Origin of the sequence: Dactylosporangium sp. NPDC050688 (assembly GCF_040654515.1) — a bacterium.
Classification (GTDB): domain Bacteria; phylum Actinomycetota; class Actinomycetes; order Mycobacteriales; family Micromonosporaceae; genus Dactylosporangium.
Genome location: NZ_JBFAIC010000028.1, coordinates 90,570 through 106,622, shown reverse-complemented (window position 1 = coordinate 106,622; position 16,053 = coordinate 90,570). Strand labels below are relative to the sequence as shown.

The window sequence follows — 16,053 nt, the reverse complement described above, 5'->3', positions numbered from 1 at the left end:
AGGAGCCGTCGTGAGCCTCGCGTTCATCCTCGGCCAGAAGAACCTCACCTACGACCCGACCGGCCTCGCCGGGCTGTACGAGCGGCACGAGCCGGTCCGGGCCGCCTACGACCGGGCGGCGCAGTGGACCGGCATCGACACCGGCCTGCTGCTGCGGCCCGGCAGCGACCCGGCGCAGCGCTCCCGCAACACCTCGATCGGGCTGGCCGCGGCCATGTTCGGCATCGCCGACCTGCTCGCCGGGCACGGCATCCACCCGGCGATGATCGGCGGGATCAGCCTCGGCGCCATGGTGTCCGGCGCGCTGTGCGGCGCGGTGTCCCGGCAGGACGTCATCGGCCTGCTCGCGCACACCGACGGCGACCAGCGCCCCGACCGCGCCGAGCGGCCCGAGGGGTGCGTCGCCGCGGTCCTGCCGCTCGGGCAGACCTACGAGTCGTTCTACGGCACCAGGCCCGGGATCTGGTTCGGCGGCGACTTCGGCATGCACACCAGCGGCGCGTTCCGGATGCTGCTGCTCAGCGGCTACCGCGACGCGCTGGACGAGCTCGCGTCCGGCTACCCGCCGGAGTACTTCGTGTTCAGCGACGAGACCGTCGCCGTGCACAGCCCGCTGCGGTACCGCGCCCGTGACGTGCTGGCCCGCGTCGCCGCCGGCATCGAGTTCAGCGACCCGGCGGTGCCGATGTGCTCGTCGCTGGAGCCGCGGGTGCTGCACAGCGCCGAGCAGGTCCGCAGCGAGTTCAGCCGCAACGTCGTCGAGCCGGTCCGGGCCGACCACCTCACCGGGCAGATGCGCCGCCTCGGTGCGCGGCTCGGCGTCATCCTCGGCCCCACCCTGCCCCGTGACGGGTTCGAGTTCCCGTTCCCCGTCGTGTACGTCGACGCCCCGGACGACATCAGCCAGGTCGTGGCCGCCGTCCGCGAACACGACGTGCTCCTGCCCATGTGACCCAGGAAGGCTGCCAGCATGAGCCTCGCGTTCATCTTCGGTACGAACCTGCTCAACTACGACCCGCGCGGCGTCATGGAGTTCCACGACGCGCATCCGGCGATGCAGAAGGTCTACGACAAGGTCGGCGCCTGGACCGGCCTGGACCTGGACCTGCTGCTGCGCCGCCGGGAGGACGACCACGACGACATGGAGACCCGGTCGCGGCACGGCTCGGTCGCGCTGGCCGCCGCGATGGTCGGCATCCACGACGTCCTCGCCGTGCAGGGCATCCACCCGGCCGCGGTCGGCGGGCTCAGCCTCGGCTCGATGGTCAGCTCCGCGCTGGCCGGCGCGCTGCCCCGCCAGCAGCTGTTCGACCTGCTGATGCGGATGGACCACGTCGGCCCCCGCGACCCCGACGGGCCGGCCGAGGGCGTCGCCGTCGCGTTCCTGCCCGTCGACCAGGACGAGGCGCTGCTCGTCGAGCCGAAACGCGACGGCGTCTGGCTCGCCGGCGACTTCGGCACCCACCCCACCGGCACGTTCCGCATCCTGCTGCTCAGCGGCTACCGCGAGGCGCTGGAGCGGCTCGCCGCCGAGACCGCCGCGTCCGGCGGGCTGGGCCAGGTCCAGGTCCAGGAGGCCAACTCGGTGGCGGTCCACACGCCGCTGCGGCAGGCGGTGGCCGACTCGATCGCCGCGATCGCCGCCGGGGCCGGCCTCGGCGCCCCGGTGCTGCCGCTGTGCTCGTCGCTGGAGCCGCGCACCCTCACCAGCGCCGCCGAGGTCGCCGACATGTTCGGCCGCAACGCCGTCGAGACGATCCGCATCGACGACATGAGCGCCGAGATGCGCCGGCACAAGACCCGCGTCGGGCTCGTCCTCGGCCCGTCGCTGCCGCGCGGCTGGATCGGCTTCCCGTTCCCGGTGGTGCACGTGGAGTCGCCCGCCGACCTGCCCGAGGTGATGGCGGCCATCTTCGACAACGGCGTCGTGCTCCCGCCGCGGCGGGTCTCATGACCGCCCACATCGCGATCTTCGTCTTCCCGGACTTCGGGCACTTCAACCCGTCGCTGCAGATCGCCCGGCACCTCGTGCGCCGCGGCCACCGCGTCACGTACGTCATCGACGAGGCCTACCGCACCGCAGTGACGTCGGCCGGTGCGGCCCTGGCCGGCTACCGGTCGGTGCGGCGGCGGCTGAGCGCCGGCAGCCACGTCCAGAGCGCCGAGATCGCCGACCTCGGCCTGGACATCCTCGCCGATGCCAACACGCGGGTGATCCCGGCCGCCCGCGCGGCCTTCGAACACGACCGGCCCGACCTCATCGCCTACGACTTCGAAAGCTTCGTGCCGGCCCGGATCCTGGCCCGCGAGTGGGGCTGCCGCACGCTGCAGTACTTCCCGTACGTGGCCTCCAACGACCACTACTCGCTGCACGCGGACACGATGGACCCGGACTCGGACTACGTGCACAAGGGCGTCGAGGAGATCATGCGGATCCTGGCCGAGGTCGAGCCGGACCCGGCGGCCATGTGGGCGATGATGGCCGTCTCCGACCGCCACAACCTCGTGTTCCTGCCGCGGGAGCTGCAGCCGCGCGGCGACACGTTCGACGAGAAGTTCACGTTCCTCGGCCACTGCCTGCCCGACGAGCCGCCCGCGGTCACCTGGGCGGCGCCCGACGACGACGTGCCGGTCGCGCTCATCTCGATGGGCACGGAGTCCAACGAGCGGACCGGGATGTTCCAGCTGTGCGCCGACGCGTTCGCCGACAAGTCCTGGCACGTCGTGATGACCCTGGGCCGCGGCAACGCCCTGGACGCCGGGGTGTCCGCGGTCAACGTCGAGGCCCACGAGTGGCTGCCGCACCTGGCGGTACTGCCGCGGGCGTCGGTGTTCGTGACGCACGGCGGGATGGGCAGCCTGGTGGAGGCGCTGTACCACGGCTGCCCGGTTGTCGTCGTGCCGCACACCCCGGAGAACGCCGTCAACGCCCGCCGGGTGCACGAGCTCGGCATCGGCCGTTACCTGCCGGCCTCGAACCTCGACCCGGCGACGCTGCGGGCCGCCGTCGACGAGCTGACCGCGGACCCGCAGACCCTCGCCCGCGTCGCCGCCATGAGCGCCGCGATGCGTGCCGGTGGCGGCGCCGCCGAGGGCGCCGACGTCATCGAACGCATCCTGATGGACTGACCGGCCGGATCTCTTGGCAAAGTCCCTAACTCACGTCGTGTTGTCTGTCAGCAGACGCCGGTGTGCCGGCGCCCGCGCGCGACGGAGGGACCCCGATGAGCACCAGCACCAGCCCCGGCTCCGGTCCGGCGGGCCTGGCGGCGGACGTGCGCGACCTGGTGGAGCAGCGGCTGGCGCGGCTCGCCGCCGGGCCGCCGGCACCGGCGATCCCGCGTGGCGGCGGCCCGCGCCCGGCGTCCCCGGCGCAGCAGCGCCTGCTGTTCCTGGAGCGGCTGCGCCCGGGCACCCCCACCTACCACGTGATCTTCACGCTGCGCATCGACGGCCCGCTGGATCCGGACGCCCTGGAGGCGGCGCTGCGCGGCGTCGAGCGGCGGCACGAGATCCTGCGCACGAGGTACCGGTCCACGGACGACGGCGAGGAACAGGTGACCGGGCCGGTCGGCCTGCGGCTGCGGCGGGTAGACCTGCCCGGCGCCGCCGACGAGCGGCTGGACGGGCTGGCCCGCGACGAGTACCACCGCCCGTTCGACCTGCGCGAGGGGCCGGTGTGGCGGGCCGTGCTCGCCCGCACCGCCGCCGACCGGCACCACCTGGTGCTCACCCTGCACCACGTCGCCTTCGACGGCTGGTCCGTCGACATCCTCGCCCGCGAGCTGTCCGCCGGCTACGCCGCGGCGCTCGGCGCCGGGCCGGCCCCGGCCGACCCACCGATCCAGTACGCCGACTACGCCGCCTGGCAGGTGCGCCGCCTCGCTGACGGCGGCTACGACCGGCAGCTGGCCTACTGGACCGGGCAGCTGGCCGGCGCCGCCGAGCGCCTGGAACTGCCGTCCCCATGCCCCGGCCCCGCCACCACGGGAGTCGGCGGCGAGGGCGCCGCCTCGGGTGCCGGTGGCGGCGGCCGGGTGCGGGGCAGGGTCGCCGCCGGTGTCACCGCCGCCGTGCGCGCCGTCGCCCGCGCCCACGGCGCCACCCCGTACGTGGTGCTGCTGGCCGCGCTGCACGCGCTGCTGCACCGCTACAGCGGGCAGCGCGACATCCTCGTCGGCACCCCCGTGGCCAACCGTGCCCTGCCGGAGCTGGAGCCGCTCGTCGGCCTGTTCGTCAACACCGTCGTGGTCCGCGCCGACGTCGAGCCCCGCCTGCCGTTCGCGACCCTGCTGGGCCGGGTCCGCGACGCGGCCACCGCCGCCCAGGCGCATCAGGACGTGCCGTTCGAGCGGGTGGTCGCGGCGCTGCCGCTGGCCCGCGACACCGGCACGAACCCGCTGCTGCAGGTGGTGTTCGACTGGAACAGCTCCGCCGCCCGGACCGGCACCACGGTGCGGCTCGGTGCGGCCCGCATGACCCTGGTCGAGCGGTGCCGCCCGGACACCGCGAAGTTCGACCTCGCCGTCTCGGTCAGCGAGCTGCCCGACGGCTTGGAGGTCGAGGTCGAGTACCGGCGCGACGTGTGGGACGAGCCGGCCGCCCGCCGCGCGCTGCGGCACTACCTGAACCTGCTCGCCGCCGCGGCCGCCGACCCTTCGCTGCCGGTGGACCGGCTGCCGCTGCTGGACCCGGCCGAGCACGCGCTGGTGACCGAGGCGTGGCAGGGGCCGGTCCGGGTGCACACCGACCGGCCCGACCTCACCGCGCGCATCGCCGCCCGCCGCGACAGCGACGACATCGCCCTCGTCCAGCGCGGCCGCCAGGTCACCTACCGGGAGCTGGCCGCCCGCGTCGACCGGCTCGCCGGACACCTGCGCGACGCCGGCGCCGGCCCGGACCGGCCAGTCGGCGTGCTGCTGCACCGCGGCATCGACCTGGTCGTCGCGATCGTCGCGATCGTGCGGGCCGGCGCCCCGTACCTGCCGCTGGACCCGGAGCACCCGGCCGACCGCACCGGCACCGTCGTCCGCGACGCCGGCGCGGCCCTCGTCGTCACCGACGGCCCGCTCGCCGGGATCCTCGACGGCACCGGCGCCACCGCGGTGCGCCTGGACGCCGAGCGCGACCGGATCGCGGCCCGGCCGGACCGCTGCCCCGACCCGCAGATCCTGCCGGAGCACCTCGCGTACGTCTTCTACACCTCCGGCTCGACCGGGCGGCCCAAGGGCGTCATGGTCAGCCACCGCGCCGCCCACAACCAGGTGCACTGGCAGGTCGACCGGTTCGCGCTCGGCCCCGGCGCGACCGTGCTGTTCAAGACGAACGTCACCTTCGACGACTCGGTCGTGGAGATCTTCGCCGCGCTGTCCAGCGGCGCCCGGCTGGTCATCGCCGAGCCCGGCGGCCACCGCGACCCGGCCTACCTGCGCTCGGTGCTCGCCGCGGAGCGGGTCACCTACGTGCGGTTCGTGCCGACGATGCTGGCGGCGCTGCTGGCGTACGGCGGCGACACCCCGCTGCCCGCGCTGCGCGTGGTCAAGAGCGCCGGCGAGGCCCTCACCCCCGAGCTGCGGGCCAGGTTCCTCGGCTCACTCGGCGCGGAGCTGTACAACGCGTACGGGCCCACGGAGACCGCCGTCAATGTCACCGCCGACCGGTGCCGCCTCGACGGCGACCCCCGCGTGCCGATCGGCGCGGCCACCACCAACGTGCGCTGCTACGTGCTGGACGCCGCCCTGCAGCCGCAGCCCGTCGGCGTGCCCGGCGAGCTGTGCGTCGGCGGCGTCCAGCTGGCCCGCGGCTATCTCGGCCGGCCGGGCCTCACCGCCGACCGGTTCGTGCCCGACCCGTTCGGGCCGCCGGGCGGCCGGCTGTACCGCACCGGCGACCTGGTGCGCTGGCGCGACGACGGCCGCATCGACTTCCTCGGCCGGCTCGACCGGCAGGTGAAGCTGCGCGGCTTCCGGGTCGAGCTCGGCGAGATCGAGGCGGTGCTCACCGAGCGGGTCCGGCACGCCGCCGTGATCGCCCGCGACGAGCGCCTCATCGCGTACGTGACCCCCGCCGGCACCGCGCCTGACATCGCCGGACTGCAGGCCTGGCTGCGGTCGAGGCTGCCGGAGTACATGGTGCCGGCCGCGATCGTGGTGCTGCCGGCGCTGCCGCAGCTGTCCAGCGGCAAGGTCGACTACCGGCGGCTGCCCGACCCGCCGGACGTGACACCGGACCGCGCCGGCTACACCGCCCCGCAGGGCCCGGTCGAGGAGGAGCTCGCGGCGCTGTGGTCGGAGGTCCTCGGCGTCGAACGGGTCGGGCGCGACGACGACTTCTTCGCCCTCGGCGGCCACTCGATCCTCGCCGTGCGGCTGCTGTCGCGGGTCCAGCAGACCTTCGGTGTCGACGCGCCGCTGCGCTGGGCGTTCGACGCGCCGACCCCGGCCCGGTTCGCGCCGCTGCTGGACCGGCCGGCTGCCGGCCCGCCGCTGCCCCCGGTCCCGGCGGTGCCGGCCGGGACCGGCCCGGTGCCGGAGCTGTCCGCGGCCGAGGCCGGGCTGTGGCTTCTCGACCAGCTCCACCCGGCCGACCCGTCGTACGTGGTGCCGGTCGTCAGCCGGCTGCGCGGCCCGCTGGACGCCGCCGCGCTCGTGACCGCGCTGACCGCGCTGCCGCGGCGGCACGACGCGCTGCGGACCACGTTCACCGCCGCCGGCGGCGAACCGCGCCGGGTCGTCGCCGACCGGCTCGACGTCACCGTGCACCAGCACGACCTGCGGCACCTGCTGGCGGCGGACCGCGCCGCCGCGCTGTCCCGCCTCGTCGGCGACGTCACCGGCGCCGGGTTCGACCTGGCCGAGCCGCCGCTGATGCGGGCCGCCCTGGTCGCCGTCGCCGACGGCGAGCACGTCCTGGCCCTGGCGTTCCACCATGCCGTCGTCGACGCCTGGTCGCTCAACGTCCTGCACGACGACCTCGTCACCGCCTACGAGGCGGCCGCCGCGGGCCGCCCGCAGCCGCCGGTGCCGGCCCGCCGCACCGCCGCCGACTACGCGCGGTGGCAGCGCGGCCTGGCCGGCGGCGACCGGCTCGAGGCGGAGCTCGCGTACTGGCGGGACCGGCTGCGGGACCTGCCCGCGGCGCCCGAGCTGCCCGCCGACCGGCCCCGGCCGGCGACCCCGGACCCGGCCGGGTCCGCGCACCGCTTCACCGTGCCCGCACCGGTCGCGTCCGCGCTGCGGGACCTCGCCGCAACCGAGGGCGGCACGCCGTTCATGGTGCTGCTCGCCGCGTACGTGACGCTGCTGCACCGCTGGACCGGCGGCGGCGATGTGGTCCTGGCGATGCCGGTCGCCGACCGGGCCCGGCCGGAGCTGGAGCACGTCGTCGGGATGCTGCTCAACACCGTCCTGTTGCGGGTCCGGGTGCGCGGCACCGGCACGTTCCGGGAGCTGCTGCGCGACGTGCGGACCGCGGTCGTCGAGGCGTACGAGCACCGGCAGCTGCCGTTCGCCCGGCTCGTCGAGGCGCTGCGGCTGGACGCGGCGGCGCTCACCCGGTACACCGTCACCATCGACCAGCCACCGGGCGTGGCGACCCTGGCCGGCGGGGTGACGCTGCACCCCGAGCCGTTCGTCCCGTCCTCGGCGAAGGCCGAGCTGAACCTGTCCTTCGAGGACGGCCCCGACGGGCTCGCCGGCTCGCTGGTGTACCAGACGGCCCGCTTCGACGCCGGCCGCGTGGTCCGCACCGGCGGGCACCTGCTGACTCTGCTCGCCGGCGCGGTCGCCGCACCCGACACCCCCCTCGAACGCCTCGACCTGCTCGACGCGGCCCAGCGTGCGGCGCTCACCGGCGAGGAACCCGCGGGCCGGCCGGCGCCGACGTGCCTGCACACGCTCGTCGGCGACGAGATCGCCCGGCGCCCCGACGCGGTGGCGGTCCTCTCCGGCGCCGGTGCGGTCACGTACCGGCAGCTCGGCGAGCGGGCCGGTGCGCTCGCGGGCCGGCTGCGCGCCCGTGGGGTGCGGGCCGGTCATGTGGTCGGCATCGCCCTGCCCCGCGGCGCCGACCAGGTCGTGGCGGTCCTCGCCGTGCTGCGGACCGGCGCCGCGTACGTCGCGCTCGACCTGCGCCACCCCCAGGCCCGGCGGGACGCGGTCCTGCGCGACAGCGGCGCGCACAGTTTCATCACCGAGGGCCTCGCCATCCAGCGCCGCGACCCGGCGGCCCCGGCCTTGGCGGGTGACGGCCGGCCCAGGCCGCAGTCCGTCGCCTACCTCGCCTACACGTCCGGCTCGACGGGGACGCCGAAGGGGGTCCGCACCCCGCACGCGGCCGCGGCCGGCTACCTCACCCGGTACCTGCTGCCGACGTTCCGGCTGGGCCCGGCCGACACCGTCCTGCAGCTGCCGGCGCTCGCCTTCGACGCGTCGGTCCGGGACCTCATCGGCCCCCTCGCCGCCGGAGCCCGCGTGGTGCTCCTCGCCGACGAGCAGGCCACCGACCCGGCCGCCATCCTCGACGCGATCGACCGCGACGGCGTCACCTGCCTGCTCAGCGTCGTGCCGACCCTGCTGCGGGCGCTGCTCGCGGAGGCCGCGGCCCGCCCCGGGACCGGGCTGCGGCTGCGGCTGCTGCTCACCGCCGGGGAGGTCCTCGACCGGCACGACGCTGCCCGCGCCCGGGCCCTGTTCGCCGGGCGGCCCACGGTCGTCAACCAGTACGGGCCGACCGAGGCCACCATGACCACCACCTGGCACCCCGTCGACGCCGGACCCGGCGAGCTCGGCGGCGCCCCCATCGGCCGGCCCGTCCCCGGCGCCCGCGCCTGGCTCGTCGACGCCGCCGGCGACCTCGCCGCCACCGGCGTGCCCGGCGAGGTGTGGATCGGCGGTGACCGGCTCGCCGACGGCTACCACGGCCGGCCGGCGCTGACCGCGGCCAGGTTCGTGCCCGACCCGTTCTCCGGGGTGCCGGGCGCCCGCGCGTACCGCACCGGCGACACCGCGGTCCGCGACACCGACGGGGTGCTGCACTTCGTCGGCCGCGCCGACGACCAGGTGAAGATCCGCGGCAACCGGGTCGAGCCCGGCGAGGTCGAGGCGGTGCTGCGCGGGCTGCCGGGCATCGCCGAGGCCGCCGTCGTCGCCACCGGGACGCCGGCCCGGCTGGCCGCCTTCGTGGCACCCGGCGCTGTGGATGCCGCCGCGGTACAGGCGGCGCTGCGCGACCTGCTGCCGGAGCACATGGTGCCGGCGACGGTGCACGCCCTGGCGGCGCTGCCGCGCACCACCAACCAGAAGGTCGACCGCACCGCCCTCGCCGCGGTGCCGCTCGCGGCGCCGGCCGCCGACCCGCCACGGACCGGCACCGAGCGCCGCGTCGCCGCCGTGGTCCACGAGGTGCTGCGCACCGAACTGCCGCACGCCGGGCCGGTCGGCCGGGACGAGGACTTCTTCGCCATCGGCGGGCACTCGCTGCTCGCCGCCCGGCTCGCCGCCGCGCTGGGGGCCGCGTTCGGCCGGGCCGTGCCGCTGCGGGCGGTCTTCGAGCTGCGGACCGTGGCCGCGCTCGCCACCGCCGTCGCCGCACCGCTTCCCACCGCGTCCACAGTGGAGTCGGTCGGCGGGGAGCGGCCGGTGTCCGCCACGTCCACAGTCGAGGTTTCCGGCGGGGAGCTGCCGGCCCCCGATGCGTCCACGGTGGAGTCCGCCGGCACCGGCCGGCCGACCCCCGCGCAGGCGGCCATGGTGCGGCACCCGGCGGCCGGGGCGGCGTACCACATCGGCTTCGCGGCCTGGCTGGACGGCGCCCTCGACGTCGTCGCGCTCACCCGGGCCGTCGACGCGGTCGTGGCCCGGCACCCCGCGCTGCGCACCAGATTCACCGCCGGCGGCGGACACGCGATCGTCGAGCCGGTCCTGCCGGCCGGGATCACGGTCCAGGACGCCGGCAGCGAGGCCGACGCCGTGGCCCTCGCCGAGGCCGACCTGCGCCGCCCGTTCGACCTCACCGGCGGCTCCCCGGTGCGGGCCACCGTCGCCCGCACCGCCGCGGACCGGCACCTGTTCGCGGTCGCGGTGCACCACGCCGTCGCCGACGGCTGGTCGCTCAGCGTCATCCAGCGCGACCTCGCCGCGTACTACACACACCTCACCGGCGGCGTCCGGCCGGCGCTGCCCCGGGTCGCCGGGTTCGCCGCCCACGCGGCGCCCGCCGCCGGCGACCTGCGGTTCTGGGACGACCTGCTGCGCGGCGTCCCCGTCGACGTCGCCGCCGCCCCCGACCGGCCCCGGGCCGGGACCTGGTCCGTGGCCGGCGCCGTGCACCGCTTCACGCTCCCCGCCGAGCTGGCCGGGGCGGTCCGCGCGGCGGCCGGCGCGACGGGCGCGACCACGTTCATGGTCCTGCTCGCCGCGGTCCAGCTCTGGCTGGCCCGGCAGGTCGGCGCGCAACGCTTCCTCGTCGCGGTGCCCGTGGCCGCCCGGCCGGCCTCGGCGCAGGACGAGGTCGGGCCGTTCGCCGACGTCGTGCCGGTGCCCGCGGACGTCACCGGCGCACCCACGCTGCCCGAGCTGGTCGCCCGGGTGCGCGGCACGATGCTCGCGATCTGGGATCAGCCGCAGACCCCGTTCGAGGTGCTCGCCGACCGCTACGACCCCGCCGCGCGGGCCGGCGACCGGCCGCCGCTGTGCCGGTTCATGTTCGCCGTGCAGAACCTGCCGCCCGGCGCGGGCCCGATGCCCGGCCTGCGGCTCGAGCCGGTCGACATGGACCGCGGCACCTGCCGCTACGACCTGCACCTGCGCTGCCACGACACGGCCGAGGGCATCAGCGGCTGGGTCGAGTACAGCACCGCGCTGTACGACGCCGCGACCGTGCGCGAGCGCCTCGCCGAGCTGTTCGCCGTGCTCGGCGAGCTCACCGACCGCCCGGAAGGCGCCTGACATGCGGCTGTTCCACGTCGTCTGGGCCGGCCAGGCCGTCTCCCTCATCGGCTCGTCGGTGACGGCGTTCGCCGCCGGCATCTGGGTCTACGACCGGACGGGCTCGCCGGCGGCGTTCACGTTCCTGGTGCTCGCCGCGACGCTGCCCGGCATCGTGCTGCTACCGCTCGCCGGTGCCCTCGTCGACCGGTGGGACCGCCGCCGGGCGATGCTGCTCAGCGACGCCGGCACCGCCGCGGTCACGCTGGTCGCCCTGATCCTGGTCAGCGCCGGACTGTTCGCGCTCTGGCAGGTGTACGTGGTCGCGGTCCTGCTGTCGGTGTTCAAGGCGATCCAGTGGCCGGCGTTCTCGGCGCTGGTCGGCGAGATCGTGCCGCGGGAGCACCTGAGCAGGGCCAACGGCCGGGTCGGCCTCGCCGAGGCCCTCGGCGAGGTGCTCGGCGCCGTCATCGCCGGCAGCCTGTACGGCGTCCTCGGCCTGCGCGGGCTGCTGCTGCTCGACGTGGTCACGTTCACCGCGGCGCTCGGCACGATGCTGTGGTCGCTGCGCCGGATGCCACCCCCGCCGGCCCGCGACCGCGACCGGGCGGCGCGGCTCACCGGCGAGCTGAGCGCCGGCTGGCGGTACATCAGGGCCCGGCCGGGGCTGTCCGGGCTGCTGCTGTTCTTCGCGGTGCACAACTTCGGCATGCAGTGGGTGATCGTGCTGGTCCCGCCGCTGGTGCTGAGCCTGTCCGGGGCGGCCGCCTACGGCATCGTGGAGGCCGTCGGCTGGGCCGGGATGGTGCTCGGCGGTGCCGTCATCAGCGTCACCCGCGAGCCGCGGCACCGAGTGCGCGCCGTGCTCACCGTCGCCACCGTACAGGCGGCGCTGGTCGTCGCGATGGGCGCCGGGCACGCCGTGTGGACGGCAGCCGCGGGCATGTTCGGCATCCTCGCCGGCTACGCCGTGACGAACGCGGTCACCGCCACCCTGTGGCAGCGCAAGACACCACAGGAGGTGCAGGGCCGGGTGTTCGCGGTCCGGCGGATGATCGCCTGGTCCGCGCAGCCCCTCGCGTACGCGACCGCGGGCCCGCTCGCGCAGTACGCCGCGACGCCGCTGGTCGAGCCGGGCGGCCCCCTCGCGGGCACCCTCGGACGGGTCACCGGGGGCGGCACCGCGGGCGGGATCGCGCTGGTGTTCCTGGCCGCCGCGCCGCTGCTGCTCGCCATCGTGGTGTTCACCGCGCTGCGGCCGAGGGTGCGCCTGCTGGAGCGGGAACTGCCCGACGCCCCGGCACCTGCCGTGGCCGCCGGCGCGCCGCCGCAGCCGGTGGCGGTGTGAGGTGGCGACGCGGCGGCGGGGCCGGAGTCCGGGGAAACCCCCAGACTTGATTTGCATGCGGCACCGATCCGCTGCGCCTGCCACACGATGGCAGGACGTCGGCGGCCCGCCGCACGGCCGGGCGCCGTCGGGGCCGTCAAGGAGGCCGTCATGCACACCACCGGGCCGACCCCGGATCGGGCGCCGCACGCGGTGGTGTTCGGTGCGACCGGGTTCGTCGGGCGCAACGTCACCACGGCCATGCTGCGGGCCGGCTGGCGGGTCACCGCCGCCGTCCGCGACCCCGCGGCGGCCGGCCCGAAGCTCGACCCCGGCTGTGCCTGCCTGCGCCTCGACCCGGTCCGCGACCACCCCGGGGATCTCGCCGGCGCGCTGCTGCGGGCCGGGCCGGACGCCGTCGTCAACGCCGCCGGCGCGCTGTGGGGCGCCGCCGGGGCCGACGAGCGGCAGCTGCACGACGGCAACGTGCTGCTGGTGCGGCGCCTGGTCGCCGCGGTCGCCGCGGTGCCGGCACGCGCCGGTGGCAGTACCGGTGGCGTCAGGCTGGTGCACATCGGCTCTGCGTACGAGTACGGCGACCAGCCGCCCGGCATGCCGCTCACCGAGGACCTCACCGAGCGCCCCGTCAGCCGGTACGCGCGGACGAAGCTCGCCGGGACCCGGATCGTGACCGCCGCCGTGGCCGCGGGCCGCATCGACGCGGTCGTGCTGCGCATCTCCACCGCCGTCGGCCCGTTCGCGCCCCCGGAGGGCCTGCTCGGCGGGATCGCCCGCCGGCTCGCCGCGGACGACGGCACCGGCCAGGCCGGCGTCGAGCTGCCGCCACTGGCCGGCGCCCGGGACTTCGTCGACGTCCGGGACGTCGGCGACGCCGTCCTGCGCGCCGCGACGGCCCGCGGGGGACCCCCGGTGGTCAACATCGGCGGTGGGCGGCTGACCGCCGTCACCGACGTGGTGGACCTGCTGCTGCGGTGCGCCGGGGGCACCGCCCGACCGTCCAGTCCGACCGCGCCGGGCGATCGCCGGGACGCGGGCATCACCGCACAGCCGCTCGACCTCGGCACCGCCCGGCGCGACCTGCGCTGGGAGCCGTCCCGGCCGCTCGCTGACGCCGTCGCCGCACTGTGGCTGCAGGCGCGGGCGCACGGACGGGCAGCGCAGCCGGTCGGCCCCGGTGGCGCGACCGCCCCCCATTGACGCTCTGCACCGAACGGAGATCCCACGCATGGCTGACGAGGTCAAGCAGCTCATCCTGGAGCAGACCCGCAAACTCCACCGCGACCGGGCGGCGGCCGATCAGGGCTTCGTGCCGGGGGTCACGCCGATCATGCCGTCCGGCGCGGTCCTGGACGAGGACGACCGGGCCGCCCTGGTCGAGCAGGCCCTGGAGATGCGCATCGCCTCCGGCGCGACCGCGCTGCGCTTCGAGCGGCTCTTCGCCCGCGCGATCGGCGTGCGCAAGGCGCACCTGACCAACTCCGGCTCCTCGGCCAACCTCCTGGCCGTCGCGTCGCTGGGCGCACCGGAGCTGGGCGACCGGCGCCTGCGCCGCGGCGACGAGGTGATCACCGTCGCGGCCAGCTTCCCGACGACGGTGAACCCGCTGCTGCAGCACGGACTGGTGCCGGTCTTCGTCGACGTCGACCTCGGCACCTACAACACCACCGTGGAGCGGGTCGAGGCGGCGTTGAGCCCGAAGACCCGCATGGTCATGATGGCGCACACGATGGGCAACCCGTTCCCGGTCGCGGAGATCCGGCAGCTGTGCAAGGACCGGGGGCTGTTCCTGGTCGAGGACAACTGCGACGCGGTGCTCTCCACGTACCAGGGAAAAATCACCGGCACGTTCGGGGACTACTCCACGGTCAGTTTCTACCCGGCGCACCACCTGACGATGGGGGAGGGCGGCTGCATCCTCACCGACAGCCTGGAGCTGGCGCGGGTCACCGAGTCGATGCGCGACTGGGGCCGGGACTGCTGGTGCGAGCCGGGGCAGGACAACAAGTGCCTCAAACGGTTCGACTACCAGATGGGTGACCTGCCGTACGGCTACGACCACAAGTACATCTTCTCCCACGTCGGCTACAACCTGAAGGCGACCGACATCCAGGCCGCGCTGGGCCTGACCCAGCTGACCAAGCTCGAGGACTTCGTGGCCGCCCGCCGGCGCAACTGGCAGCGGCTGCGCGACGGCCTCGACGGCACGCCGGGCCTGCTGCTGCCGGAGGCGACGCCGGGCAGCGACCCGAGCTGGTTCGGCTTCGTCATCACCCTCACCGCCGACGCGGGCTTCGAGCGGCGGGCGCTGGTGGACTTCCTGCAGTCGCGCAACATCGGCACCCGGCTGCTGTTCGCCGGCAATCTGGCCCGGCAGCCCGCGTACCGCGACGAGCCGTACCGGGTCAGCGGCAGCCTGGAGAACAGCGACGTCATCACGGAGCGGACGTTCTGGATCGGCGTCTTCCCGGGCGTCACCACCGAGATGATCGACTACATGGTGTCCTCGATCCGCGAGTTCGCGGAGCGCAAGCACTGAGCGCTAACCCGCGGCGAGCTTCTCCAGGCGGGGCAGCAGTTCCACCGGAGTCGGCCGGTTGACCGCGGCCCGGCGCAGGCCGGCCGCGGCCCGGCGGTGCCCGGGATCCGCCAGCAGCGCCGCGACCGCGGCCCCGATCGCCTCCACCGTGGCGGTGTGCCCCGGCAGGTGCAGCCCGGCGCCGGACGCGGCGATCCGCCCGGCGAGGCGGGCCTGTTCGCTGGCGAACGTGATGGCCAGCTGCGGGGTTCCGGTCACCATGGCGGTCATCGCGCTGCCGGCGCCGCCGTGGTGGACGACCGCGTCGCAGCCGGGCAGCAGCGCGTACAGGGGGCACCGCTCCAGCAGCCGCACCCCGTCCGGGACGGGGCCGAGCGCCGCGGCGTCCTCGCGGGTCGCGGTGAGCACCGTCTCCACGCCGAGGCCGGTGAGCGCGGCGACGATCGCCGGCAGCGCGTAGGACCGCGGGCCGGTCATCGTGCTCAGCGCCGTGGACCACGTGACGCACACCCGCTTCGCCGCGCCCCGAGTCATCCCGGCCGGCGGCACGCCGGGACCGTTGTAGGGCACGTACCGCACCGGCAGCCGCAGCCCGCGCACCGGCGGCACCACCTCGTCCGGGCACGGGTCGAGCACGAACCGGATCAGGTCGGGCCCGAACGGTCCGAAGCCGTGCCTGGCGAACGAGTCGCCGAGGTCGTCGGGCAGGATCCGCACCGGCGGCGGCTCGTGCGTGCCCACCGGACCCCAGAGCGCGAGCACCGCCGGTACACCTGCCACCATCGCGGCAAGCAGGCCCTCGGTGCTGACCGGGTCGTGCACGACCAGGTCCGGGCGCCACTGCCGGGCGAACGCCACGGCGGCGTCGTGCCCGGCCGCGGACGCCGCGGCGAACCTGGCCCCGTCGGTGCGCGCGTACGCCGCGGCGTCGAAACCGTCCAGTGTGGACATCTGCGCGCCGGTCACCGGGTGCAGCGGCGTCCACGGGTACGGCCACTGCCCGGCGAGGGCCTCCCGGACGTAGGAGAGCCGGTTGTGCACGGCCACCTCCATGCCGCCCAGCAGCGGCACCGGCGGCAGGCCGGCCCCGGCCACCGCCGCCGTCTGCGACGGCGCGCACAGCACCCGCAGCTCGTGCCCGGCCGCCTGCAGCGCCCAGCCGAGCGGCACCATCGCCGAGTAGTGGGTGGGCCAGGACGAGACGGAGAACAGCACACGCACCCGCCCAGGATGCCGCCGCCACC

General features: G+C 75.9%; 8 protein-coding genes. 7 read left to right on the top strand and 1 reads right to left on the bottom strand.

The features are described from left to right. Positions 1-10 precede the first annotated feature (10 nt). The 7 genes from AB0H83_RS25745 to rfbH all read left to right on the top strand — a co-directional run bounded on the left by AB0H83_RS25745 (position 11) and on the right by rfbH (position 14,809). A complete protein-coding gene (locus tag AB0H83_RS25745) occupies positions 11-952 on the top strand; it encodes a hypothetical protein (protein ID WP_360098665.1) in 942 nt (313 codons plus the stop codon). Positions 953-970: 18 nt separating this feature from the next. After that, on the top strand, positions 971-1,954 hold the full coding sequence (locus tag AB0H83_RS25740) for a hypothetical protein (protein WP_360098663.1): 984 nt from the start codon (positions 971-973) through the stop codon (positions 1,952-1,954). Beyond that, on the top strand, positions 1,951-3,129 hold the full coding sequence (locus AB0H83_RS25735; protein ID WP_360098661.1) for a macrolide family glycosyltransferase: 1,179 nt from the start codon (positions 1,951-1,953) through the stop codon (positions 3,127-3,129). The genes AB0H83_RS25740 and AB0H83_RS25735 overlap by 4 nt, the downstream gene beginning before the upstream one ends. Before the next feature lie 95 nt (positions 3,130-3,224). After that, positions 3,225-10,946, top strand: a complete 7,722-nt coding sequence (locus AB0H83_RS25730) for an amino acid adenylation domain-containing protein (protein ID WP_360098659.1) — start codon at positions 3,225-3,227, stop codon at positions 10,944-10,946. Position 10,947: 1 nt separating this feature from the next. Further along, positions 10,948-12,273 carry an MFS transporter gene (locus AB0H83_RS25725; RefSeq protein ID WP_360098657.1) on the top strand — a complete coding sequence of 442 codons (1,326 nt, stop codon included), beginning with the start codon at positions 10,948-10,950 and terminating at the stop codon, positions 12,271-12,273. A gap of 150 nt (positions 12,274-12,423) precedes the next feature. Further along, positions 12,424-13,470, top strand: coding sequence for an NAD(P)-dependent oxidoreductase (locus AB0H83_RS25720; protein ID WP_360098655.1), 1,047 nt, complete (start codon positions 12,424-12,426; stop codon positions 13,468-13,470). A 28-nt stretch (positions 13,471-13,498) separates the two neighbouring features. After that, entirely contained in the window at positions 13,499-14,809 is a 1,311-nt protein-coding gene (gene rfbH / locus AB0H83_RS25715; RefSeq protein WP_360098653.1) for a lipopolysaccharide biosynthesis protein RfbH, read from the top strand. 3 nt (positions 14,810-14,812) lie between these two features. Here the strand turns inward: rfbH and AB0H83_RS25710 are convergent, their stop codons facing one another. After that, positions 14,813-16,030 carry a nucleotide disphospho-sugar-binding domain-containing protein gene (locus AB0H83_RS25710; protein ID WP_360098651.1) on the bottom strand — a complete coding sequence of 406 codons (1,218 nt, stop codon included), beginning with the start codon at positions 16,028-16,030 and terminating at the stop codon, positions 14,813-14,815. Positions 16,031-16,053 lie beyond the last annotated feature (23 nt).

Bases quoted from the DNA above. Each gene is read 5' to 3' on its own strand.
- rfbH (WP_360098653.1), top strand. From the start codon at position 13,499: ATGGCTGACGAGGTCAAGCAGCTCATCCTGGAGCAGACCCGCAAACTC.
- AB0H83_RS25730 (WP_360098659.1), top strand. From the start codon at position 3,225: ATGAGCACCAGCACCAGCCCCGGCTCCGGTCCGGCGGGCCTGGCGGCG.
- AB0H83_RS25740 (WP_360098663.1), top strand. From the start codon at position 971: ATGAGCCTCGCGTTCATCTTCGGTACGAACCTGCTCAACTACGACCCG.
- AB0H83_RS25735 (WP_360098661.1), top strand. From the start codon at position 1,951: ATGACCGCCCACATCGCGATCTTCGTCTTCCCGGACTTCGGGCACTTC.
- AB0H83_RS25720 (WP_360098655.1), top strand. From the start codon at position 12,424: ATGCACACCACCGGGCCGACCCCGGATCGGGCGCCGCACGCGGTGGTG.
- AB0H83_RS25725 (WP_360098657.1), top strand. From the start codon at position 10,948: ATGCGGCTGTTCCACGTCGTCTGGGCCGGCCAGGCCGTCTCCCTCATC.